Source organism: Zunongwangia profunda SM-A87 (assembly GCF_000023465.1).
Classification (GTDB): domain Bacteria; phylum Bacteroidota; class Bacteroidia; order Flavobacteriales; family Flavobacteriaceae; genus Zunongwangia; species Zunongwangia profunda.
In genome coordinates, this window is record NC_014041.1 from 2439499 (window position 1) to 2464227 (window position 24729).

Consider the following 24729-nt stretch of genomic DNA (forward strand, 5'->3'; position numbering starts at 1 on the left):
TGGTTTATTTTAAATGGGATTAGGATGTAAATTTGGTTCCTACAGGTTTACCATTCATAATATCCAGAATCACATTTTGTCGCTTTCCGTTAGCGATGTAAGTGGTGATATTTTTAGCAGCGGTTTCTTTTGCTATTTTAATTTTAGATTCCATGCCGCCACGGCCTTCACCTTCTCCTTTATCAGATTGTTGGACATATTTTTCTACATTCTGATCAACCTGAACTTTATTTAATTTTTCTGAATCGTCATCATCTGGGTGCCCGGTGTATAGTCCGTCAGTATCACTAAGGATAATTAATGAATCTGCACCAATTAATTCGGCCACAAGACTTGCTAATTCGTCATTATCAGAGAACATAGACATGGTTACTGAAACAGCATCATCTTCATTCGCGATTGGAATGATTCCTTCAGAAAGTAAAGACTCATAGCAATTAATCATATTTTCTCTATGAATTCCGGGGCTAAAGTCTCTTTTGGTGGCAAGCACCTGTGCACAACGCATCCCATAATCATGAAAAATGCTGTAATAATGCCTCATCATTCTTGGTTGTCCTACTGAACTATACACCTGTCTTCTTTTAGAAGCATCTGTGATGTTAATTTCACCAAGAATTTCTTTACCGGCGATTGCAGATCCAGAAGAGACCAAAACGGTCATTACATCTTCTTCGTAAAGCTCTGCTATTTGTTCTACTAAATGTTTCAGTACTGGACCTAAAATTCTATTGTCTTTGTTGGTCATTACATTAGTTCCAACTTTTACAACGATTCTCTTTTTCTTATTTTCCATTATTAATTTTGATAGTGTTAGTTCGTAGATTATTTACCTTCTCCAAGTTCTACTGCACGGTCAAATGCGGCGTATGCAGCTTCTTTAATAAGTTCTTTAACGTTATTATCGTCCATAGAATCTAAAGCTGCACGAGTTGTTCCTCCTTTAGAAGCAACACGTTCCATCCAGGTGTCTGGTGATAGATCGTGTTGATTAAATAGTTCAACTGCGCCTTCAAAAGTCTGACTTACCAGTACTCTACTATCATTTTCAGAAAATCCCATTTTTAGTGCAGCCTCCAGCATGGATCCCATAAAATAGAATACATAGGCCGGTCCACTACCACTAATTCCTGTAGAGGCATCTATAAAATTCTCATTTTCTACTTTAATTGACTCACCGGTTGTGTCCAGAAGATTTCTAACCATTAGTAGTTCTACTCTGGAAACTTCTTTTGCAGCGGTATAAGATGTTACCCCTTTTCCTACCTGGGCAGGAAGGTTAGGCATTGAACGAACAACTTTTTTAACTCCTAAACCATCCTGAATTGTTTTTATGGTTACTCCCGCCATTAGGGAAACAAAAATTTGTTCATCGTTCACCATTGGCTTTATTTCTTCAAATAAGCTATCTATATGATAAGGCTTTACAGCTAGAAAAACTATATCTGCCTGAGGCAGGCAATGATCTACTTTATCGAAAACATCAAAATGGTCTACTTTACTTAAGTCGGTAATAACTTCAGCAGATTTATCGAAGATCATAAGATTCCTTCGATTTAAAAGACTGCTTTTTGCCATTCCTTCGGCATAAGTAAGTCCCATATTTCCTGCTCCAATAACTAATACTTTCATTTCTGTGTTTTTCAATTTTGTTGTCGTGGATTCCCACAATTATTTAGTTAAACTTTCTACTTAGTGTTCAAAGACCATGCGAGCCAAAAAAAATATTACTCTTATGATTTTTAAACGCATTTAATATAAGCTGAATTTATTTTAACAAAATCTCAATTACGGTTAAAGAATTGTAAAAATATAGGCTAAGATTAGCTGTCAGCTGGAATGGTATAGGGGCATATAAGTAGGATTATATAGCTATATAGCATGGTTTCCCCCTAAAGTACGAAGAATATCAGTGTGTTAATGTTTCTTAATAAAATAAATAATAATATCGCATTAAAGTTAGGTATTGAATATTCTTATGAGGTATAGTTATTTTCTATACCTGCCTAACTGACAAAAATAAACTGTTAAGCTGGCAGAATTTCATTGGAGTGCTTACTTAAAATCTTGTGGATACCGTGCATTTTAAAAGCATTTGTAGTATTAAATATGTAATTTATCCGATATATTTGGCCTTTACACGTGTTAACTACTTCCCAAAGAATAAATGACTAGAAACAATAAACTAACACCAAAGGAGAAAACTAGAAAACATGAAAATGCACAATCCAGGATTATTGCTGTGGGGGCAAGTGCTGGAGGTTTGGAAGCTTTAAAAGCATTTTTTACTGGTATTCCTGAAGAAGATAATAATACTTATGTGGTGATTCAACACCTTTCTCCAGATTATAAAAGTATGATGGGAGAATTGTTGGCAAAATCAACCAAATTTCCTATCAAACAGATTAAGGAGGGAATGCAAATGGAAGAAAAAACCATTTATCTTATTCCGCCTAAATGCAATCTTCTGGTAGAAGATGGCTGCCTAAAGCTTGTTGAGAAACCAGAGCGGGCACATCTTAATTTACCTATAGATATGTTTTTAGAGTCCCTTTCCAGTTACAAGAAGGAAAAAGCAATTGCAGTAATACTAAGCGGAACTGGTAGTGATGGTACTCGCGGCATAAGAGCCATAAAGGATAGAGACGGTATGGTGATGGTTCAGGATCCTGAACAGGCCAAGTTTGATGGAATGCCAAAAAGCGCTATCCAGACCGGTTTGGTAGACTATATTTTACCCGTTGAGGAAATGGGGGAGGAACTGCGTAAATTTATTAATGCACCAATGGTTTTTGATATCGAAAACCACGATGTGGAATTCGACCAGAAAACGCTATCTAAAATCCTTCATCTTATTGATGAAAAAACAGGTCTTGATTTTAGGGAGTATAAATATTCTACTTTAGCCCGCCGACTGGCAAGAAGGGTAAACGTAGGAGGCTGTAGTAGTTTGGAAGAATATTACGACATGCTGGTACACAATGATGATGAAATCCCTATGCTGTATCGGGAGTTTTTAATTGGGGTAACTAATTTTTTTAGAGATCAAAGAGTTTGGGAAATTATCGCAGATGATATTATCCCAGAACTTATAGAGTCTAAAAAAGATAATGATATTCTTAAAATTTGGGATGTAGCTTGTAGTACGGGAGAAGAAGCGTATTCTCTGGCCATGTTACTGCATGAGGAAATGCAACGACAGGATAAGATGCTCGAAATAAAAATTTTTGCTACAGATATTTCACAAGAGCATTTGGATATAGGTAGTGCTGGTATCTATTCTGAAAGTGTGGTCGCTAACGTAGAAGATAAATTTCTGAAGAAGTTTTTTATCAAAAAACCGGAAGGCTACCAGATTGTAGAGAAAATTAGGCGTATGGTCATTTTCTCTAAACATAATATTATTAAAAATCCGCCTTTTAGTAATATGGATATGGTATTATGCCGTAATCTTCTTATCTATTTTCAATCTACTATCCAGAAGAAAACCATGGACGTTTTACATTACGCCCTTAAAGAATATGGCTTTTTGGTATTAGGAACCAGTGAAACCATAACCTCGCACAGGGATTCTTTTGAAGATATTAGCAGAAAATGGAAAATCTTTAGAAACGTACATCCAAGAGCTAGAATCAGAACCAAAAATTTAAGACCTACAGCCGGCAGGATCAATGATCATGATGAAAAACATCATAAGCCTAGAAATAGCGATAATCGCACCTATAATAGCAGTAAGCAAAAGTTTGTAAATGAGCTTAACGAGGCTATTATGGAGCAGTTTGGTGCTGCAAGTGTATATGTAGATTCAGAATTTAATATCATGGAAGCAGTTGGTGAATTTAGAAAGTACGCTAACCTTCCTGTCTCTGGATTCACTACTAATTTAATAGAAATGCTTAATAAAGATCTTAAGCATGTAGTGCAATCGACCACCAAAAAATCGGCAAAGGAAAAGAAAAGGGTAGTTTATCATGACGCTATTGTTAAAGAAGCTAATGGAGTCGTGATGAAATTAGATATTGTAGTTAAGCCTTTTAAGCCGAAAAACCTGGATAATGAAAGTAATTTTGTACTTACTTTTATTGAAAAAGAAGTAAAGGAAGAAGATACTATAGAGGTTGAACAGATAACAATAAGTGGTAGAACTCAGGAATATATAGTCGAGCTTGAAGAGGAACTGAAAAAAACCAAAGAAGAACTGCAAACTTCTTTGGAAGAGATCGAAACCAGCAATGAAGAACTGCAGGCAGCTAATGAAGAACTCCTGGCTTCTAATGAAGAATTACAAAGTACCAATGAAGAACTGCAAAGCGTCAACGAAGAAATCAATACGGTAAATGCCGAGAATATCCAGAAGATGGATGATTTGGCACAACTTAATGCCGATATGAATAATCTTCTGGAAAGTACAAATATTGGTACGATCTTTTTGGATAGTGACCTGAGAATCCGAAAATTTACTCCAGCTATTAAAAAGCATTTTAGTTTAATAAATAGTGATATTGGTCGACCTATCGATAATTTCACAACTAATTTTGGAGTAAATAGAGGGAAAGGTCTGGTAGATCGCTGCAATAAAGTGATGGAAACCGGTAAAATTTTAGAGCGCAATATTCTTTCTAAAGAAGGAAGAAATTACTTACAGCGAATTTCTCCTTTTAGAAATGGAGAAGATAATACGGAAGGTATTGTAATTACCTTTGTGGATATCGAATCCCTGCAGAAGGCAAAAAATAAATTGTTGGCCAGTGAACGTCGTTTTAAATCTTTTTATGAAGAGGACCCGGTATTGCATTTTAGTGTAGATCCAAAAACTTCAGAAATTGTACAGTGTAACCAGGAAGCGGTAGAAAAATTGGAATATGATTCTAAAGAGGATATTATAGGGAAACCGATATTCGAACTTTACGAAGATGAATCTAAACTAAAAGCTTTACGACTTAATAAGTTATTCCAGGAAAAAGGGGAGCTTAAAAATGTAGAGCAGGAGATGGTGACCAAAAATGGAAAAATTGTTCCGGTAATCATGAACTCTACCGTAGAGCTTGATGAAAATGGTAATGGAATAACCAACAGGTTTACCTGTGTCGATATTTCAGAATTGAAACAGGTACAGGAAGAATTAGAAAGCCAAAAAAAGGATCTGGAAAGAGCGAATCATGATTTAGAACAGTTTGTTTCTATTTGTTCTCATGACCTTCAGGAACCTTTAAGTACCATTAAGTTTGGTAGTGATATCCTGGGTAAAATTTATTCAGATAAGTTAGATCAAAAAGGCAAAGACTATATCCAGTATATCGATGAAGCTTCAGATCGATTATCAGCTCAGATAAAAGCGCTGTTAGAGCATTCCAGAATTGGTAGAAATACCAAGAAGAAAATGGTGGATACGCGCGAGCTTGTAGAAGTTGTAAGATACGACCTTACCAAGCGAATAAAAGATACCAATGCAAAAGTGCATATTGGAAGTCTGCCTAAATTAATGGTCTATGAAGTCGAAATGCGACTTTTATTTCAAAACCTTTTAAGTAATGCCTTAAAATACTGTGCAAAAGATAAGACTCCTGAAGTTCGGATCTCTGCTTATCAGGAAGATGAATACTGGGTGTTTTCTGTAATGGATAACGGTATAGGAATTTCAGAGGAAGATCAGAAAAATATATTTACCATTTTTAACCGGGTACCAACAGAAGAAAAGTATGAAGGAACCGGTGTTGGGTTGGCGCATGTGCATAAGATTGTGATCTTACATGGCGGTTCTATTTGGGTAGATTCGCAACCAGGAGTGGGCAGTACTTTCTATTTTAAAATCAAGGCAAAGTAAATGAGTAAAACTGCTTATAGCGCACAACAGGTAAATATCACAAATTGTGACAGGGAACCTATACATATTATAGGTAAAGCGCAGGAACATGGTGTTATAGTTGTTTGTGATTTAAATTCTTTCCATGTTTCGCAATGCAGTGAAAATATTGAAGACATTCTGGGAATTCCACATGCCAATGTTTTAGGGTTGCCTTTAAAACAGGCTTTATCCAAAAAAGTGGCAAAGTCTTTTAAAAAGAAGTTTAGAAATGATGAATCTCTTTTGCCCGAAAAACTGAAAATAGGAGAGCAAAAATTTTTATGTATTCCGTCTATTTCCGGTGATCATCTTATTATAGATGTGGAACCTTCAGGTAAATCCATAGATCCTATTCGTTTTCAGGAACAGCTTACTAAAATCTTAACTGAATTAGACGAATCTGAATCAGTAAACGAGATGTGCCAACAGGCTGCTTTGCTGGTAAAACATTTGTTCGATTACGATCGGATAATGATCTATAAGTTTGATGAAGAATGGAATGGCGAAGTTGTTGCTGAAGTAAAAGAACCTGAACTGGAAAGCTGGCTTGGATTGCATTATCCCGCAACCGATATTCCTAAACCTGCCAGGGAAATTTTTATGAAACAGGGAGTAAGAATTATTAGTGATGTGCATTATAAAGCATCACCAATAACTCCTGAAATTTCTCCGCTAACCGGACAGCCATTGGATATTTCGAATTCAGAGTTAAGAGCGGTATCCCCGATTCATATTGAATATTTGCAGAATATGAAGGTGGGAGCTTCACTTACGGCCGCGATTGTTTTGAATGGTGAATTGTGGGGACTGGTAGCCTGCCACCATTACTCTCCTAAATTTATTAATTATCATCAGCGGCAATCCTGTTTGTTTTTAACACAGGTTTTTTCTAATAAACTGGCCTTAAAGACCACCAAAACCTTTTTAGAAAACACCGCTAAGTCAGATGAGGTTAGAAAGAAATTGGTGTTGCAAATGACATCAATTAAGAATATCGCAGATGCGCTATATCGTTTTGACCCTAAATTTACTGATATTATCGAATGTAGCGGTGGAGCTTTGGTGATGGATGGTGAGATTTATCTGGCTGGAGTTACACCCACAAGAACTGAAATAAAGCAATTATGCGATGAAATTTTAGCAGAAAAAGAGGTATATTTTTCAACAAAATCACTGTTATCTATATACCCAAAAGCTAAAGATTATAAAAATAAGGCTTCTGGGATTCTTAGTGTACAAATAGGGGAACAGGATGGGAATTACATCATGTGGTTTAGACCTGAAGCTAAAGAGACTGTAAGCTGGGGAGGAAATCCAGAGAAAAAAGCTTACGTAAAAGATGGAGTGGAATATTTAACCCCAAGGAAATCTTTTGAGCGTTGGACAGAAAAAGTAGCAGGGGTTGCTAAAGCCTGGGAGGAATATGATTTTGAGGCAGTAGGCACTTTAAGAGAAAGTATTGTTCATGTTTTAGTCAAGCAACAAAAAGATAAAATAGATAGTCTTAATGAGCAACTATTAGAAGCCAACAAAGAACTTGAAACTTTTAGTTATAGTGTTTCTCATGATCTTCGGGCACCCTTGCGGGGAATCGATGGTTATGCCAGGATTCTTAGGGATCATTATATGGACAGGCTGGATGGTTACAGCCAAAAGGCCGTAAATACCATCGTAAAATCTGCGTCTGAAATGGATACGCTTATTGATGATATTCTATCCTATTCCAGGGTAGGGCAAACACAGCTTTCTAAACAGGTATTATCGATGAAGCAAATTGTGGAAAATGCACTCGATGCTCAAAATGCTGAACGTAATTACCCAAGAACCACTATAAAAATCGCTGAAAAATTACCCAAGATTATGGGCGATCGCAGGATGATTTCACAATTAGTAAACAATCTTATTTCCAATGCTTTAAAGTATAGCGGAAAAAAAGAAAATCCGGTAGTTGAAATAGGCTTTGATCAGCAAGAAGACGAAGTTATTTATTTTATCAAAGATAACGGCGTAGGATTTGATCCCAAACATAAGGACAAAATTTTTGAAGTCTTTTCACGGGTCGCTACCGACGATTTTACAGGCTCTGGAATAGGACTTTCGATTGCTAAAAAAGTGGTAGATAAACATAAGGGGGCGTTATGGGTAGAAACAATTCCTGGCGAAGGCTCTACTTTTTATTTTAGCCTGCCGGACATTGAAGATTAGAGAGAATTAAAAATATATTTTGTATTTTTCGCCGCTAAAAAACCAAAAATTTTAAATGATAAAGACCGCACTGAAAATATTGCTGGTAGAAGATTATGAGGTAGATGCCGATCTTATCACGATGCAGATTCATAAAATTGTAGAAAATCCTGAAATTAAACTTGTAGATAATGTAGAGGATTGTAAGAATAAACTACACAATTTCGTTCCGGATGTTGTATTATCAGATTATAATTTGCCCACCTGTACGGGATTGGATATTCTAAAGCTGGTTAAAGAGTTTGACAGCAGCCTTCCGTTTATATTTGTTACGGGAACCATAGATGACGACGAACTTGCCGCAAATACTATTTTATCTGGTGCCTCTGGTTTTATATTGAAAAAGCATATGAATAACCTGGGAGAAAAATTAAAGCCATTACTTAAAAAAGTAGTGTTTAATATGCTCGAACAGGAAGAACTTCGTGAAAAAATACGTCGTAATAAGATCGCGGTAAATCAAATTTATCAATATCTGGATGAGATTAATGCCGAAAATGAAGAGCAACGCTTAAGCCTTAATAAAATTAGAGCCAATATAGAAAGCATAACCCTCGAGAAAAATGATGCTGCAGACGCTTAGAGATCAAACATCGGTTTTACATAAAGAAATCGAAAAAGATAATACTGCAGGCTTGATCATGGATCACAGTATTACGTTGGAAGAATATAAATTATTATTACTCCAAAACTATTTGGCCTACAAGGTAGTGGAAGACGAAATAAAACGATTTGAGCCTGAATTTAGTACGGATAAAAGCCAGCGTTTGGCGGAAGACTTAAGGATACTTGATATTGATTTTAAATCGCCATTAGCTTATTTTAAGGATGATTTTTATTGCAATGATAGTATTGAAGCTTTAGGAGCTGCTTATGTTTTAGAAGGTTCTGCCATGGGCGGAATGTTGATAGCTAAAGAACTTCAACATTGTAAAAATTTAGCTTCCATTGGTACGCATCACTTCTTTAACGGCGAGCGTAAAAATGTACAGGGCTGGAAAGAGTTTATGAAAAAAGTGAATTCCAGGGAATTTTCAGAAGAAGAAACTCAAAAAGCAACACTAAAAGCAAAGGAAACTTTCCGGTTTTTTGGGAAAACATTTGATTATAGACCGCAATTTACACTTTGATTGAAAGATTTTGAATATCCAGCCATTATGGATTATATAATGAAATGGCGTCACCTGGCTATCGGAGTGGAATAAAGAAAGTAAGCATTGTTACAAATTACTGATATTCAGTAAAAAAAATTCTTTTTAATAATATACAATTTGACTAGGTTTAGGTTTTTAATGATATTCCTAAACCTATGAATAAAATCTTTACTCCATTATTTCTTGTCATTCTATATTTTGCGCCATTGTGTTCAGCTTTTGCACAAAGCGGGCGTATTCCTGTTTCTACAGATAAAGGTATTGTAACCAGCAGTCATAAATTAGCTTCGCAAGCCGGAGCAAAAATACTAAGCAATGGCGGTAATGCAATAGATGCATCTATAGCTACTGCTTTTGCTCTTGCTGTAACTTTACCTTCTGCTGGTAATATTGGTGGTGGCGGATTTCTTGTATATCGGGGAGAAGATGGGACAGAAACCACCTTTAATTTTAGGGAAAAAGCGCCTTTAGCCGCTACAGAAACCATGTACCTTGGTGACGATGGTAAGATAAAAGATAATGCCAATCATGATGGATTACTTGCCGTAGGTGTTCCGGGAACCGTAGCCGGACTTTACCAAGCCCACCAAAAACTTGGACGCTTAGACTGGAAACAGCTACTAAAAACTGCTTTAAAATTAGCGAAATACGGTTATCCTGTTAGTGAGGATATGCAATGGTTTTTCGAGTGGGTGCAAGCGCATAAAGAAGAATATCCAAGTACGGCCAGCATTTTTTTAAAAGAAGACGGGAGTCTTTATAAAAATGGCGAAATTCTGGTTCAGAAAGATTTATTTAAAACTTTAAAAAGAATCCAAAAGAAGGGACCAGATGGTTTTTATAAAGGTAAAACCGCTCAATTACTGGCCGATTTTATGGCTAATAATGGCGGAATAATTACCGAAGAAGATCTTACCAAATATGAGGCCGAAGAAATGCAACCTGTTAAGGGTACATATCGAGGTTATGATATTATAGGAATGCCACCACCAAGTTCGGGTGGGGTAGCCGTTGTAGAAATGCTGAATATTCTTGAAGGCTTTAATATGACCGAATTTGGCCAAAATTCAGCGACTTCCTTACATTTAATGACTGAAGCGATGCGACGTGCTTTTTCAGATCGAGCCATGTATTTAGGTGATTCCAACTTTAATCCTAATATGCCTTTAAAAGAACTTACTTCTAAAAAATATGCAGAAAAACTTCGACAATCGATAAGCATAGATGCTGCATCAGAGAGTGATTCAGCTAATTTCAATAAAGCACATTTAAAATACGAAAGTAAAGAAACCACTCATATATCTGTTGTAGATAAGGACGGAAATGCAGTCTCGCTTACCTATACCTTAGAGCAAAGCTATGGTTCTAAATATATAGTAGAAGGTGCCGGCTTTTTACTAAACAATGAAATGGGTGACTTTAACCCGATTCCCGGGTATACCAATTCCCAAGGATTAATAGGTACGGATCCTAATTTAATTGCACCAGAGAAACGTATGCTTTCCAGTATGAGCCCCGTGATTGTAGCCAAAGACGGGAAAACAGTTTTAGCTATTGGGAGCCCCGGTGGTAGAACGATTATCAATACCGTACTTCAGGTTATTCTTAATACCATCGATTATCATCTCGATATTGCTAAAGCGATAGAATCCCCAAGAATTCATCATCAATGGTTACCCGATATCACGTATTTTGAAGAATGGGGATTTTCACCAGATACCAAAAGAATTTACCAGGAAATGGGACACGAAATAAATACAAGAAGCAGTCAGGGAAGGGCTATGGGAATTTATATTGATCCTGAAACCGGCATGCGTTATGGTGCGGCAGATTCCAGAAGTTATAGCGGGGGAGCAGTAGCAGAAATGGAAGATTAAGCTTTATTGAAAGCAAAATTTACCCGATAATAGAGGTGACCTGCAATTAGTTTATTTGGGAAACAACCATTTTTAGAATTGCGCATCTATAAAGAAACAACTACAATGAAAAATTATTTATTTTCTCTTCTTTCCGTTTTATCCATTTTAGCTTGTTCAACCAATGATACCCTGTAAACCCAGAAACTCAAAAGAGTGACAAAGTTATATTTGGAGGAATATATGGAATGTGCGGAGGAGACTGATCTATATATGATAAATAAAAATGGGGTATATAAAGATTCGGATAGTGAAGCCGATGAATACGGAGAATGGTCAAGTAGGACATTTAGTGAAAAATACTATTGATGAGTTTAATTAATCCTTTGTCGACATAGATCAATTATCACTATAATAAGGAAAGGTAATAAGGATTATTCGCAAATAGCAATTTTTAGATAAAAAAGTGTAATTTTAGAAATCAGGTAATAGGTGATTAAAGCGATAAATCAGTAGCCTTATTTCAGCTATTTATGATAATCAAAATCTTGATTATTTCTGTTTTTTTCTTCGATATGGAAAATAGTTTCTAAAAACAATTTGCAATATTGGTGATGTTAGGCATCAAATTTTTCAAGCTCAATTACCTCGCCGCTATTCATATGCTCTAATTTTTCATTACCTATGCGAACACGAACTAAACGCAATGTAGGAAAACCTACTACAGCAGTCATTTTCTTTACCTGGCGGAATTTGCCTTCAGTAAGTGTAATGGAAATCCAGCTGGTCGGACCATGACGTTCGTCCCTAATTTTTTTGGCTCGTTCTGGAAAAACAGGTCTGGTGTATAGTTTAAAAGCTTTACAGGGCAGGCTTCTATATTTTGTACCATTAATGCTAATTTCTACTCCGTTTTTTAATAATGCGATAGCTTCTTCAGTAATCTCCCCATCTACCTGAACGTAATACTCTTTTTCTACACTGCTTCCGGTAATTCTGGCACTTTCTTTTCCATTGGTAGTTAAAAGTAAAAGTCCTTCAGAGTCCTGATCCAACCTGCCCACGGCCATGGTTTCTTCAGGAAAATTACCAAGCTCTCCCAATAATTTTTTCTTCTTTCTGGGTTTTTCGTTGGTGATAAACTGACTAAGATAGCCGTAAGGTTTGTAGATTTTAAAATAGCGATGCATAGCAAAAATTGTTCAGCAAAAATAAAAAAATGAGAATAGAGGATTGTCGTAAAATCCGTTGTAGAAAAAATACTTCCTCCTTGTTAAAATTTCTTCAGGTTTTTTTCTGAGCGCTCCCTAAAGTCGGCTTCATCCATATTGTTTTCAAGGATAGCAAGATGGTCCAGGATAGCTTTGCTGTGATTCATTATTTCTTTTACCGCTTCGTCGCCTGCTTTCCAGTGACGTTCAATTTCAGGTAATTTATCCTTTGCTTTTTTAGAAAGTCGGAGTAGGTGTTTACGTTTGTCTTTTTGGTCTTTAACCGAATTGATATAGCCCTTTTTCTTCATTTTATCAACCAGTTGTACGATAGCAGGGTGGGAGAGGTGCAGTTTTTCCGCAATTTGCATCACGGTTAACTTTTCATGTTTTTGCAATAACAGAAAAATCATATGCCAGTTGGGTTCAATTTCCAGGCCGTGATCCCTGTAAAATTGCCGGGTAGAATATACAAAGGCATCGCTTAATCTTTTTAATCTTCCTGTTAAGCCTGCATATCCCATTTCCACCAAAAAGTCATTCTCCATAAATTTTATTTAAGAACTAGCAGTAAAAGTAAACACTTAGGCAGTTTTAATAAAGAAAAATTTACTTGATTATCGGAGTTTTTAATTATTCTATAAACTTTAATTGCCCAATCCCGACAAGTTATAGGGATTGAGCAATTATATTTTTATAAGAACAGTCTTTTTGGGCAGCCCTTAAGTGGTTAGTGCCTAAAATTTATAAGATGTAAAATGACTGACTTGCAGTATTTTTTTCTTCACGTAAAATCACATATTCTTTTACAGGATTTTCCAAATGAACCATACCAATAGGATAGTATTCATAAAGTCTTAAAAGATCTTTTTCTGGTTGATTTTCTTTTTTAGTATCGATACTGATAATCGCTCTCTTTAGATCGAATTTTTCGAAAATCTTATCTACTGAAGAAATAATACTATTTTCACTTTCCTCCCTACTTAAATTAGCATGATCAAACACCGTAAATTTGATCCTGGCTTCTTTTCCTTTTCTTATAGCAGTGACACTGGCAAAACCAATTGTTTCCTGTTCACGTGACCACAACAAATGATAGTTTTTGGCCTGGTGATTATCCAGGTTTAGTTCTGCTTTTAAAAAGGTAAGGAATTTACCAATATATGGATCGGTTTTATCGTTACCAATAGTTGTTTTTGGTAAAAAAGTTGATGCAATGTGTTCTAAATTCATCGCATTGAGTTCTCTAATGTCTAATGCTAAATTGTTTGTTCTTTCTAAGATCATAACTCATTTGTTTAGAAAATTGTTTTTCAATTTCAGGTCATATTTAAATTCTATTTAAACTACGTAAGTGCTTACGCAAATGTAGTCAAATAAAAAGGTAAGTGCTTACATTGTTTTTTGAATTTAACATTTATTTAATCTCCTTCTTGGGTATTGATTTCCAGAAATCGTTTTAATTTTCTATACTAATAGAAAAAGCCATTCTGTAACAGAATGGCTTTTATTTTATAATTAAAGTCTCTAAAACTAAGAGCTAAGATGTAGTAAATACATTTTAATTTTTGGGCACTGGGAATCCACGATCACGCATTAAGGCGTCGATATTAGCATTTCTACCTCTAAATTTTTTGTAGGCCTTAGCGGGATCCATAGCATTTCTTGGTGCAAATAAATATTTAACCAGTTTATGCGCTGTTTCCTTATCATAGAAACCATCTGGAGCTTCGGCAAAAGCTTCAGCAGCATCGGCAGTTAAAACATCTGCCCATAAATAACCATAATATCCGGCTGCATAGCCCTCGCCAGAAAAAATATGGCTAAATTGTGTAGACCTGTGACGCATTGGGATTTCTTCAGGTAATCCAAGTTCATCGAGTTGCTGCTTTTCAAACTCCTGTACATCATTAATTTTAGAAGGATCGGTGGTGTGATATTTCATATCCATTAAAGCCGAAGCTAAAAATTCGGTGGTGCCAAATCCCTGATTGAAAGTAGCCGCTTTTTTGATCTTTTTTACTAATGCTTCAGGCATTGGTTCACCGGTTTCATAATGTCTTAAAAATTGATCGATCACTGCATCTGTAGATAACCAACGTTCTAATAATTGTGACTGAAATTCAGTATAATCCCTAACACCGCTATTCAATTTTGGATACTTAATCTTTGCAGAGAGAAAATGCAATGCGTGTCCAAATTCATGGAAAAAAGTTTCAGCATCGTCCCAGCTCACCAGTGTAGGTTCTCCTTTTGCCGGTTTTACAAAATTTGAATTATTAGAAGCCAATACGGGTTTGTTACCACTTAATTCATCTTTACTTCGATATGTAGTAGCCCAGGCTCCAGAACGTTTGCCTGGACGTGCATAAGGATCTAAATACCAAAGCCCAACGACTTCTCCATTTGTTTTATCGTTAACTTCGTAAACACTCACATCTGGATGAAAAACCGGTACAAGGCTGGTATCTACCGGAGTAAAATCGAAATTAAAAAGTTCTCCTGCTACGTAAAATATAGCCTTTTTAAGATTGTCTAATTGTAGGTATTGTTTTATTTCTTCGCTATCCAGGTCGTATTTTTCTTTTCTCACCTTTTCCATATAATAGCGATAATCCCAGGCTTGTATTTTTATATCTTTTCCTTCTTTATTTGCAAGTTCCTGCATGTCTTTAATTTCTTCTTCAACACGGCCAAGGGCCGCAGGCCAAACTGCTTCCATAAGCTCCATGGCTTGTTTTGGTGTTTTTGCCATTCGATCTTGCAAACGCCATTGCGCATAGTTATCATAGCCTAAAAGCGCAACCCGTTCGTCACGAAGTTCTAAGATCTTTTTGATCACCTGGTTGTTATCATGATTATCTCCGTTATTTCCGCGAGAATAGTAAGTTCTCCACACTTTTTCCCGAAGTTCGCGTTCATCAGAATAGGTTAAAAACGGATCCATTGAAGAGCGTGTATTGGTGATTGCAAATTCTCCCTGATGATCTCTTTCGCTTGCGGCACTGGCTGCAGATTTAATATAACTTTCCGGCAAACCGCTAAGTTGAGTGCTATCGATATAGGTCACATAACCTTCTTCATCTGCCAAGACATTATTAGAAAATTGCGTATATAATTCAGATAATTCCTTATTAATTTCAGCATAACGTTTTTTGTCTTCTTCGGAAAGATTAGCACCATCCATTTCAAAATCTTTGTAAATTAAATCGATGGTGCGCTGTTCAGCCGAGTCTAAGGCTTTTTCCTGAGATTGCTCGTAGACTGCTTTGATTCGTTGAAAAAGCTGTTCGTTTTGTGAAATCTTAGAACTATATTCGGATATTTTAGGGGATAATTCTTTTTGAATTTCCCTAAATTCTGGAGAAGAAAGATTGCTGCTAAAAATCCCGTAGTATGTAAAAGCACGGTCTAGTGCCGCCCCAGTTTTTTCAAACGGAATGATCGTATTTTCAAAAGTAGGCGCTTCAGCATTACCTGCAATACTGTCTATTTCTTTTAGGTGCTGCTCCATACCCTTCATAATTGCGGGTTTTAGCATTTCAACTTTCATTTTGTTAAAAGCGGGTACCCCCTGATAAGGGCCGGTCCATTCTGCAAGAATAATATTGTTTTCCATAGCGTCATCTTTATTTTGGGCATCTTTTTTACAGGCAGCAAATAATATAAGGGCTGCCATTCCCAAACTTTTTGTGAATTTCTTTTTCATAGGTAAAGTTGAGTTTTTAAGGCCTGAATATACAAAGACTGTAGATTCTGAAGAATGAAGTCCCCAAAAAGCTCAAAAAATTATCGATTTTGAATTTAAATAAATTTTATATTTAACCGTAAAATAATAGTCGGTCTAAATATGAAAATTAGAAATTTTGTATCAATCGTTTTAATGTTAATAAATTTTATTGCTTCTGGACAAGAGCATCATATTGGTATAAAAGCAGGAGGGAATTTAGCTAAATTCACCGATGCTTCTGGTAATGATTACCGATATAGGAATAGGGGAGACTTTAAATTTAAGCCTGGTTTTTCTGCCGGGGCGTTTTATAATTTAGGATCTGGAAATTACCAATTACAGGCTGAAGCTTTGTTTTCCTTACAAGGTACGCAAGTAAATAAAGACGATCTTTCGTATCCTATTTTTAACAACAATGGAGATCAGGTTTCTTCTTCTAACTATGATTATAAATATGAGGTTCACGAATGGAGTATTTTAGTTCCCTTAATGTCCAGAATATTTGTGACTAAAGGACTGTTTTTGGAAGCGGGACCACAGGCTACTTTTATCTTAGAACGTAATTTAACATCAGATTATCAGGTGCTGGAAGGTGAAAATGATCGTTTTATAATGCGTGATGGAGATTCGTTTGATTTTGGTATTAATTTGGGAATGGGTCATCATATTACACCATCTTTATTAGTAGATTTTAGAGCATACGCAGGATTTTTAAAAAGAGAAAATGAAATAAAATCGATAATTTTAAATTTAAGTTTAGAATATCGAATTTGGTAATATTTAATGCACATGCTTATGCTTTTCATCCAATAATAAATCACAGGTTTCAGAATCTAATTCGGTTTCAATGGTGTAATGATCAAAATGATAGTCTTTTAAAACCGATTTAACCTGTTTTTTTATATTTATTAATTCTTCAAAATCACTGATGTTTTTCAGCTTGATATGAGCACTAAAAACGTGATTTTCACCTTCTAAAGACCATATATGTGTGTGATGAAGCGAAGCCACATTGTTGATTTTTAGAATATCCTTTTTTATTTTTTCTGTTTTTATTTCTTTTGGTACACCCTGTAGAAAAATATAAAGTGTCTCCTTTAATCTTAATACAACATTGTATAAAATATAAAGCGTAATAAGTATAGAAAGCGCAGGATCTAAATATTGATTATCAGTAAAGTTTAATACGATCGCAACGATTAGGACAGCCACCCATCCCAGGACGTCTTCCATTAAATGCCAGGAAACCGTTTTCTCATTAAGACTATTCCCACTACTTAATTTCCAGGCTGCATAACCGTTCACCAAAACACCAATGATGGCAAATACAATCATTCCTTGTGCATCTGAAGGCTGTGGTTCAAAAAGTCTTCCAATAGCTTCTGAAATGACATAAATAGATCCACCAATCAATACTATACTATTAATTAAAGCTCCTAATAATGAAAATCGTTTATAACCAAAACTATATTTATCGTCTGCTTCTTTATGGGATTTTTTGTCGAGATACCAGGCTGTTCCTAAAGAGAGGCTGTCTCCCAGATCGTGAACCGCATCAGACATTATGGCCACACTATTTACATAGATGCCTCCAAAAAATTCTAAAATGGTAAATCCTAGATTTAGAAAAAAAGCAATTTTCAGGTTTTTACCCGACTGGTTATGGTGGTGATGGTGGTGATGTGACATAATGTAAAAGTACACTGGGATTTATGCAATCCCAGTGCATTTTTTGGTATCGGCATAGGTATATAATACCGATTAGAGGTTCTAAATAGTAAATATATCTTTTGCTTCTTACACGGCTACTATGCCCCAAGTTTTTTGATAATAGCGATTACATCTTCTGCACCAAGTTCTTTTTCAGCACTACTAAAACTTTTATAAGTGGCATTTCCTACAGGATGATTAAATCCGCTATTTTGAGCCAGACGCAAATCCTTGGTGAGATGCTCCAAGGTAAAAGCAGCATTATAGTTTTCTTTGATTGCGGCTTCTCCCTTGATTTTACCAAAAGTACTGCCTAGTGCACTATTATTTAGGATTTCCATTAAATCTTCGGTTTCCACATTTTTAGTGCGTGAAAACTGAATGATCTCGGCAAGCCCTTGCGTTAAGATTCCCAAATAGGTGTTAACTGCAAGTTTAGCGGAATTTCCAACGCCGTTTTTGCCCACCAATATGGCTTTTTTAGAATAGGCTTCTAAAAGGGATTCCACTTTTTCGAAAATCTCCTTTTCCCCTCCAACAATGCTTACCAGTGTAGCTTCTTCAGCCTGTTTTACACTTCCCGATACAGGTGCATCCAGATAGTAACTATTTTTCTTTTTTAATTCTTCAGAAAGTTGAATGCTCAAATCGGGAGAAATTGTACTGGCATTAATAAAAATTTTATCCTTTACTTCTGCGGTAAAAATTCCGTTCTCCTGATTGAAAATTTCGGTAACAGCCTCATCATTGGAGATCATTATAAAAATTACATCGGTCTTCTCGACCAATTCCTTAATAGTTTTTGCAGAGGTAGCCCCTTCGGTCTCCAAGGCTTTTATTTTGTTTGAAGAACGATTATAAACCCGTAAGGGAAATCCCGCTTTTAAAATTTGTTTAGACATGGGATTTCCCATTTTTCCTAAACCAATCCAACCTGTTTTAAATTTTTCTGAAGTCATTTTATATATTTCAACTAATAATTTCTACGTTCCATATCGATATTGTACACAAAAGCCCTGTATTTTAATAGCGCTACAAAAACACCACCACCAATAGAGTTTCCTAATAATCCAAAACTTTGAAATTTAAGATAATCCAGAATTTCGATATTTGGCGATACAATCATACCGGCAAAAACTTCTATACTACCTATAATACTGTGGTGAAGCCCGGTAAAGGCCATTGTTGCAGTAATTATAAAAATGATAAAAATACGGCTCATGGTATCACGAGAGGAGGTTATAAGCCATGAAAGTAAGCCCATAAGCCATCCTGCTAAAATGGCGCTTACAAAGATCACAAAACCATTATAATCGGTAACGTGATGCGCAATTTTTTCTATTGTATTATGCTCAAAAAGATTAAGTTTTGGGCCAATCCAAATTAGGATAAACGCAATAATGTAGCCACCAAGAAGATTACCTGCGATTACCGTCCCCCAGATTTTCAACAAACTTTTAATACTTCTTTTGTTGTTTAATACAGGTAGGGTAAGTAGTGAAGTTTGTTCTGTAAATAAAATAGATTGACCAAGTATCACCATAATAAATCCAATAGGATAGACAAAAGCCATGATTTTAAATAGGCTTTCCTCTTGAAGGCTGTCACTAAAAAAATAAAAGACAGAACATAAAAGCAGATAACTGAAGCCAATTTCCAGGCCAGCAGTAATTGAACTTAATAAAATACTTTGCGGTGTACGATCATAGGTTTCCTGCCCTTCAACGATTTGTTGTTTCAGGATCTCTCCATGAGATTTGGTACTGTCTCCAGATAATGAAGTAGAATCTTTAAGTTCTTTATCTATATTTTCCTGTTTTTTCTCCTGTTCCTTTGCTTCGATTTCTTCTTCTTTCATTGCAATGTTATATATGCTAGTCTAATGCAGCCTAAAACTAATTAGGATTTTATCGACTAAATTAAGACTTTCAAACTATAGGATAACATCTTAAAAGGTACTTAAGCATTTATTTAACATACCTCCTCCCAGATTCGTAGAAAATGATTTATAAAGCTAATTTATGTCGCATAGGCTGCAGTAAGGGAAATGTCTTGTATTTTAAATGATTTAAATCTGGGGTAATAAACTGTAAGTAATTACTTAATCCTTTATTAGCAAAGAATTTTTAAAAAACTAGATGATTTTTGCAATATTTGGTATTTTGCAACCTAGTTTAATTTTTGGTATACAAGAAATAGTAATTTTTTAAATTAGATGGTATACAAATTCTACTTTTAAGTTAGGAGTAGAACTATTAGTTACCAAAATTATATATGGTCCTACACTTTAAAGATTTACATACTTCGTTTAATAATCTACTAGCAGAAAATCCGAATCTTATCGATTGGTTTGGAGAACATCTTTTTGAATGCATCTGGTTTGTTGATGTGAAGAAGAAAGCAATTTGGGGAAATTTTCAATCTGTACCAAATCGTAAAAAAACACTTGACTTTAAAAAACTTTGTGAATTAACTAATAAAGAAATTAGTTTTCCGGAGGTTATAAGGAATTTTATAGAATCTGAAAAAAGTGATGAAACTTACGACTGCTATAAGCCTGAAATGGATACCAGTAAATGGCGGTTTTATTTCAAAAAAGTAAAGGTGGAATTAGCAGCGGGAACAGAATATATATTTATCCTACAACGACATATTCCTTTTAAAGAGGAATATTTACATCTTCATGATGAGAATAGTTATCTAAAAAAGCTAAATGAAATATTTGAAAAGACCAATGAAGTTGCCAGAGTAGGTGGCTGGATGGTTGATCTGGTAAATAATCAAATTCATTGGACCAAAGTCACTAAAGACATTCATGAAGTGGATGAGGATTTTGTACCCAGTATGCAAACTGGATTAGACTTTTATTTGGAAGGAGAGAATAGAGACCGAATAACCAGAATTTTTACGGAAGTCGCTGAGAATGGTGGTTCTTATATTGATAATTTTCAAATCTTAACGGCGAAAGGTCATATAAAATGGGTAAAGGTTTTTGGTAATGCCGAACAAGAAGCCGGAAGAACGATTAGGGTATATGGTGCATTTCAGGACATTACCGAGCAAAAATTAAAGGAAAACGAACTTAAATTAACCCAGTCTAGATTTCGAGATATTTTTGATAATTCTCCATTAGGAATTATTCTTATAGATCCTAAGACTAATGAAGTTTACCATGCTAACGAATCGGCTAAAAAAATCTTTGGATTGGAGAGCTTATCAAGCCAAGAAATACAAAAATTTTCTTTTCAAAATCAAATTTTTGAGGAAGATTTTGAGCTAATTTCTGAAAAAAGGAAAAAGTTGCTGCAAGGGAAGTTTGATAATTATAGAATCGAATACCGATTTTATAAGGATCACGGCAGAATAATTTGGTTACAATCGTTTACGTCTTTGCTTAGAGCAGAGGACGGTTCACCAAGATTAATCATCGCTCAGGTAGAGGATATCACCTTAAGAAAGCTGCTTGAGGCCGAGTCGTTTAAAAATGCAAGCCAGTTTAAAAGTGCATTTGATTATTCTCCAAACGGGATGGCATTGGTTTCTTTAGATGGCAAGTGGGTTAATGTAAATAGAAATCTTAGTAAGATGATTGGTTACACCCAGGAAGAGTTACTAGAAATGTCTTTTATGGATGTTACCTATCATGAAGATTTAGATAAAGACCTTAAGCTATTATCTAAATTGATGGCCGGTGAAATCGATACTTATAATATGGAGAAACGCTATATTCATAAGGAAGGACATTTATTATGGGGATTATTAACCGTGTCTTTACAAAAAGACGAAAATGGCAAGCCTTTATATTTTATTTCTCAGATCAACGATATTACCGCGGCAAAAGAAGCTCAGGAAAATATTAATAAAAGTTATCGGGAACTTCAAAATATGATGGATGCCACCACGCAGGTATCGATTATAGAAAGTGACTTGGATGGTGTAATAAAGAAATTTAATAAGGGAGCAGAAAATTTCTTTGGCTATAAAGCTGAAGAAATGATCGAGAAAGAAAAATTTTTTATTTTCCATGATAAGCAGGAAATAAAAGAACGTGAAATAGAGCTATCTAAAAAGTACGGAGAAGAAATAAAAGGTTTTGATGTTTTTACTGCAGGGCCAAAGATAAAAGATTATGAATCGCTGGAATGGACATATATTCGTAAAAACGGAGAACGTTTCCCGGTTCAACTTGTAATTACAGCTATTAAGAATAGCGAAGGTGTAATCACCGGTTATGTAGGTGTAGCGACAGATATAAGCCAGTTAAAAGCAATACAGGAAGAGCTGAAGAAAAGCGAGCAACGTTGGCAATTTGCTTTAGAAGGATCTGGAGATGGTATTTGGGATTGGTTTGTAGATAGCAATACCCAGTTTTTATCGTTAAGAGCAAAAGAAATGCTTGGTTTTGAAGAAACCGATGATCTTACCAGTGTAGAAGAATGGGATAAAAGAATCCACCCGAAAGATCTGGAAAAATCTGAAAAAGCTTTACAGGATTATTTTACGGGAAAGCTACCTATATATCATGTAGAAAAAAGAATTAAGTGTAAAGATGGGGAATACAAATGGATTTTAGACCGTGGTAAAGTTGTAGAGTGGACAGAAGATAAAAAGCCACTGCGTATGATTGGCACTCAAAGTGATATTACCGACCGAAAAATAGCCGAAAGAAAAATTAAAGAAAATGAGGTGAGGTTTAGGTCTTTATATGAGCTTTCTCCAATAGGTATTGGCCTAATTGATGTGGAAAACGGAACTTTTATAGAAGCCAATCAATCACTTATAACTTCCTCGGGATATACTAAAGAAGAATTTACCGGGATTTCCTACCGAAAAATTGTTCCAAAAGAATTTATTCCACTGGTAAGCGATAAGTTTAAAAAAGTGGTTTTAAATGAAAAAGTAGAAGCTTTTGAGAAAAGTTTTATAAAAAAGGACGGGACAACTTTTCCCGCCTTGGTGAATGGAGCTAAAATAAAAGATACGAATGGGAAGGATATCATTTTGGCAACAATACAAGATATCACCAGGCGTAAAGAAATGGAAAATTCTCTAGTAGAAGCCAAATTAAAAGCGGAGGCCGCCAGTAAATCTAAGTCTGAGTTCCTGGCGAATATGAGTCATGAAATTAGAACCCCCTTAAATGGAGTGATAGGTTTTACCGATCTTTTAATGAAGACGGAATTAAATACCAGCCAGAAACAATACATGGAGACGGTATATAATTCGGCAAATACACTATTAGATTTAATAAACGATATTCTTGATTTTTCCAAGATTGAGGCGGGGAAATTAGAACTTAGTGTAGAAAAAATAAATATTATTGAACTATGTGGCCAAACCATAGATGTTGTTAAACATAAAGCGCATGAAAAGGGTTTAGAAGTGTTACTAAATATTAGCCAGAAAGTAGATCGGTATATTTATGGTGATTCCGTTAGAATTCGTCAAATCTTAACCAATTTACTGGGGAATGCAGTTAAATTCACCAACAAGGGAGAAATAGAGCTTAGGATTGAGGCAGGAAATAAGAATACAGAACATCAACGGGAATATACTTTTATAGTAAGAGACACGGGTATAGGCATAGCCCCACAAAATCTGGAACGGATTTTTAAAGCCTTCGATCAGGAAGATTCCAGTACCACCAGAAAATACGGCGGAACCGGTTTAGGGCTTACTATTTCTAACAAGCTGTTATATTTAATGAATAGCAAGCTTGATGTACAAAGTGAACCCGGTATAGGGTCTAGCTTTTCATTTAAGGTGTATTTTGAGTCTGAAGAAGGTGCTTCTTTTTTAGATGAGAATTCTAGCAAGATTACTAATGTGCTTATTATAGACGATAATTATAATAACCAGGTTATCTTGAAAGAAATGTTAGCGATAGAGGATATACAATGCCATGCAGCCTCCAATGCTATCGAGGCCTTAAACCTTTTAGAAAAAGAGAATACATATCAATTGGCTATTGTTGATTATAATATGCCTTATATGACAGGAATCGATTTTATTGCTCACTTAAGAAATGACTTAAAATTAGATGCAGAACAATTACCCTTAATTCTTTTACACAGTTCTGCACAGGAAGAAAAATTAGCGAAAGCCTGCGAAGATCTGGATGTACAGTTTAATATTAATAAACCCATTAAGATCGACCAATTATATAGGATGTTAAATCAAATCCAGGCCCCTTTTAAAGGTGTAGAGGAAAAACCTGTGGATGAATTTAAAGAAAAAACCTTTGATGATAACTTCAGAGTTTTAATTGCAGAGGATAATCCGGTAAATAAATTTCTTGCAAAAACCATTTTAACGAAAGCAGTGCCTAATGCAGAAATAGTTGAAGTTGAAAACGGACAGGATGCCGTTTCTTTTTACAAGGAGCATCCGTTGGATATTATTTTTATGGATATTCAAATGCCCATTATGAGTGGTTTTGAAGCATCAGAAGAAATTAGAAAATATGAGTCTGATCAAAATGAGCAGCAACATGTACCAATTATCGCATTAACGGCTAGAACGGTAAAAGGAGAAAAAGAGCGATGTCTCGATGCAGGAATGGACGATTATATTACTAAGCCAGTTGTTTTTGAGACAATTAAAGCTGTTATTCAGGAATATTTGTTAAATGAAAAAGAAGATTTTGAGGATATAAATATTCTTGAACATTTTGACAAGCAAAAATTGTTGGAAAAATTTGATCATGATCAAAAAACTTACGATCAATTAATGCAAATTGTAAAACAAAGTCTGGATGAATATCCCAAGCAGCTAAGAAGGCGTATAGAGCATAGGGATTTGGAAGGTATAAACAAGTTAGGGCATAAAATAAAAGGCTCAGCACAGAATTGTTGTTTCTATAATTTGGAGTATCTTGCAGTAAGATTAGAAGAATTTAGCCTATTTAAAGAATCAATATTATTAGATTTAGAACAGAAGATCGAAGCAGAAATAAATTTATTGAAAGACAGCATTTAAG

The 24729-nt window shown here is 35.3% G+C and carries 17 protein-coding genes; 8 read left to right on the forward strand and 9 right to left on the reverse strand.

Annotation, left to right across the window (positions count from 1 at the left end):
• Positions 1-19: 19 nt before the first annotated feature.
• Complete coding sequence (gene proB / locus ZPR_RS10820) at positions 20-796, reverse strand: glutamate 5-kinase (protein WP_013071703.1); 777 nt, start codon at positions 794-796, stop codon at positions 20-22.
• Between the two features lie 29 nt (positions 797-825).
• Positions 826-1632: a pyrroline-5-carboxylate reductase gene (proC, locus tag ZPR_RS10825; protein WP_013071704.1), complete on the reverse strand. Its 807-nt coding sequence runs from the start codon at positions 1630-1632 to the stop codon at positions 826-828.
• A 535-nt stretch (positions 1633-2167) separates the two neighbouring features.
• Between proC and ZPR_RS10830 the strand changes: the two genes are divergently transcribed.
• From ZPR_RS10830 to ZPR_RS23405, 6 genes are all read left to right on the forward strand, one after another.
• Positions 2168-5824, forward strand: a complete 3657-nt coding sequence (locus ZPR_RS10830) for a CheR family methyltransferase (protein ID WP_013071705.1) — start codon at positions 2168-2170, stop codon at positions 5822-5824.
• On the forward strand, positions 5825-8050 hold the full coding sequence (locus tag ZPR_RS10835) for an ATP-binding protein (RefSeq protein ID WP_013071706.1): 2226 nt from the start codon (positions 5825-5827) through the stop codon (positions 8048-8050).
• A 55-nt stretch (positions 8051-8105) separates the two neighbouring features.
• Positions 8106-8672, forward strand: coding sequence for a response regulator (locus tag ZPR_RS10840; protein WP_013071707.1), 567 nt, complete (start codon positions 8106-8108; stop codon positions 8670-8672).
• Positions 8653-9219 carry a biliverdin-producing heme oxygenase gene (locus ZPR_RS10845; RefSeq protein ID WP_148211715.1) on the forward strand — a complete coding sequence of 189 codons (567 nt, stop codon included), beginning with the start codon at positions 8653-8655 and terminating at the stop codon, positions 9217-9219. The genes ZPR_RS10840 and ZPR_RS10845 overlap by 20 nt, the downstream gene beginning before the upstream one ends.
• Before the next feature lie 179 nt (positions 9220-9398).
• Complete coding sequence (gene ggt, locus ZPR_RS10850; protein ID WP_013071709.1) at positions 9399-11120, forward strand: gamma-glutamyltransferase; 1722 nt, start codon at positions 9399-9401, stop codon at positions 11118-11120.
• 195 nt (positions 11121-11315) lie between these two features.
• Positions 11316-11468 (forward strand): hypothetical protein, encoded by a 153-nt coding sequence (locus tag ZPR_RS23405; RefSeq protein ID WP_187288277.1) that lies wholly within the window; start codon positions 11316-11318, stop codon positions 11466-11468.
• Between the two features lie 248 nt (positions 11469-11716).
• On the opposite strand, the gene ZPR_RS10855 is transcribed toward ZPR_RS23405, so the two are convergent.
• The 4 genes from ZPR_RS10855 to ZPR_RS10870 all read right to left on the reverse strand — a co-directional run bounded on the left by ZPR_RS10855 (position 11717) and on the right by ZPR_RS10870 (position 16019).
• Positions 11717-12289: a pseudouridine synthase gene (locus tag ZPR_RS10855; protein WP_013071710.1), complete on the reverse strand. Its 573-nt coding sequence runs from the start codon at positions 12287-12289 to the stop codon at positions 11717-11719.
• A gap of 83 nt (positions 12290-12372) precedes the next feature.
• Positions 12373-12858, reverse strand: coding sequence for a MarR family winged helix-turn-helix transcriptional regulator (locus tag ZPR_RS10860; RefSeq protein WP_013071711.1), 486 nt, complete (start codon positions 12856-12858; stop codon positions 12373-12375).
• A gap of 196 nt (positions 12859-13054) precedes the next feature.
• Complete coding sequence (locus tag ZPR_RS10865; RefSeq protein ID WP_013071712.1) at positions 13055-13597, reverse strand: hypothetical protein; 543 nt, start codon at positions 13595-13597, stop codon at positions 13055-13057.
• 274 nt (positions 13598-13871) lie between these two features.
• Complete coding sequence (locus ZPR_RS10870) at positions 13872-16019, reverse strand: M3 family metallopeptidase (protein ID WP_013071713.1); 2148 nt, start codon at positions 16017-16019, stop codon at positions 13872-13874.
• Between the two features lie 141 nt (positions 16020-16160).
• Here ZPR_RS10870 and ZPR_RS10875 point away from each other — a divergent pair, with 141 nt between their 5' ends.
• Entirely contained in the window at positions 16161-16817 is a 657-nt protein-coding gene (locus ZPR_RS10875; RefSeq protein ID WP_041578854.1) for a porin family protein, read from the forward strand.
• 3 nt (positions 16818-16820) lie between these two features.
• Here ZPR_RS10875 and ZPR_RS10880 read toward each other — a convergent pair whose 3' ends face one another.
• From ZPR_RS10880 to ZPR_RS10890, 3 genes are all read right to left on the reverse strand, one after another.
• Positions 16821-17729, reverse strand: a complete 909-nt coding sequence (locus tag ZPR_RS10880) for a cation diffusion facilitator family transporter (RefSeq protein WP_013071715.1) — start codon at positions 17727-17729, stop codon at positions 16821-16823.
• A gap of 119 nt (positions 17730-17848) precedes the next feature.
• Positions 17849-18709 (reverse strand): NAD(P)-dependent oxidoreductase, encoded by an 861-nt coding sequence (locus ZPR_RS10885; protein WP_013071716.1) that lies wholly within the window; start codon positions 18707-18709, stop codon positions 17849-17851.
• A 14-nt stretch (positions 18710-18723) separates the two neighbouring features.
• Entirely contained in the window at positions 18724-19608 is an 885-nt protein-coding gene (locus ZPR_RS10890) for a formate/nitrite transporter family protein (protein WP_013071717.1), read from the reverse strand.
• A gap of 416 nt (positions 19609-20024) precedes the next feature.
• Here ZPR_RS10890 and ZPR_RS22535 point away from each other — a divergent pair, with 416 nt between their 5' ends.
• Complete coding sequence (locus ZPR_RS22535; protein ID WP_013071718.1) at positions 20025-24728, forward strand: PAS domain S-box protein; 4704 nt, start codon at positions 20025-20027, stop codon at positions 24726-24728.
• Position 24729: the final 1 nt, after the last annotated feature.

What these genes read in the sequence shown, in the direction of transcription:
- proB (WP_013071703.1), bottom strand. Translation starts at nt 796, where the DNA reads ATGGAAAATAAGAAAAAGAGAATCGTTGTAAAAGTTGGAACTAATGTA.
- proC (WP_013071704.1), bottom strand. Translation starts at nt 1,632, where the DNA reads ATGAAAGTATTAGTTATTGGAGCAGGAAATATGGGACTTACTTATGCC.
- ZPR_RS10830 (WP_013071705.1), top strand. Translation starts at nt 2,168, where the DNA reads ATGACTAGAAACAATAAACTAACACCAAAGGAGAAAACTAGAAAACAT.
- ZPR_RS10835 (WP_013071706.1), top strand. Translation starts at nt 5,825, where the DNA reads ATGAGTAAAACTGCTTATAGCGCACAACAGGTAAATATCACAAATTGT.
- ZPR_RS10840 (WP_013071707.1), top strand. Translation starts at nt 8,106, where the DNA reads ATGATAAAGACCGCACTGAAAATATTGCTGGTAGAAGATTATGAGGTA.
- ZPR_RS10845 (WP_148211715.1), top strand. Translation starts at nt 8,653, where the DNA reads ATGATGCTGCAGACGCTTAGAGATCAAACATCGGTTTTACATAAAGAA.
- ggt (WP_013071709.1), top strand. Translation starts at nt 9,399, where the DNA reads ATGAATAAAATCTTTACTCCATTATTTCTTGTCATTCTATATTTTGCG.
- ZPR_RS10855 (WP_013071710.1), bottom strand. Translation starts at nt 12,289, where the DNA reads ATGCATCGCTATTTTAAAATCTACAAACCTTACGGCTATCTTAGTCAG.
- ZPR_RS10860 (WP_013071711.1), bottom strand. Translation starts at nt 12,858, where the DNA reads ATGGAGAATGACTTTTTGGTGGAAATGGGATATGCAGGCTTAACAGGA.
- ZPR_RS10865 (WP_013071712.1), bottom strand. Translation starts at nt 13,597, where the DNA reads ATGATCTTAGAAAGAACAAACAATTTAGCATTAGACATTAGAGAACTC.
- ZPR_RS10870 (WP_013071713.1), bottom strand. Translation starts at nt 16,019, where the DNA reads ATGAAAAAGAAATTCACAAAAAGTTTGGGAATGGCAGCCCTTATATTA.
- ZPR_RS10875 (WP_041578854.1), top strand. Translation starts at nt 16,161, where the DNA reads ATGAAAATTAGAAATTTTGTATCAATCGTTTTAATGTTAATAAATTTT.
- ZPR_RS10880 (WP_013071715.1), bottom strand. Translation starts at nt 17,729, where the DNA reads ATGTCACATCACCACCATCACCACCATAACCAGTCGGGTAAAAACCTG.
- ZPR_RS10885 (WP_013071716.1), bottom strand. Translation starts at nt 18,709, where the DNA reads ATGACTTCAGAAAAATTTAAAACAGGTTGGATTGGTTTAGGAAAAATG.
- ZPR_RS10890 (WP_013071717.1), bottom strand. Translation starts at nt 19,608, where the DNA reads ATGAAAGAAGAAGAAATCGAAGCAAAGGAACAGGAGAAAAAACAGGAA.
- ZPR_RS22535 (WP_013071718.1), top strand. Translation starts at nt 20,025, where the DNA reads ATGGTCCTACACTTTAAAGATTTACATACTTCGTTTAATAATCTACTA.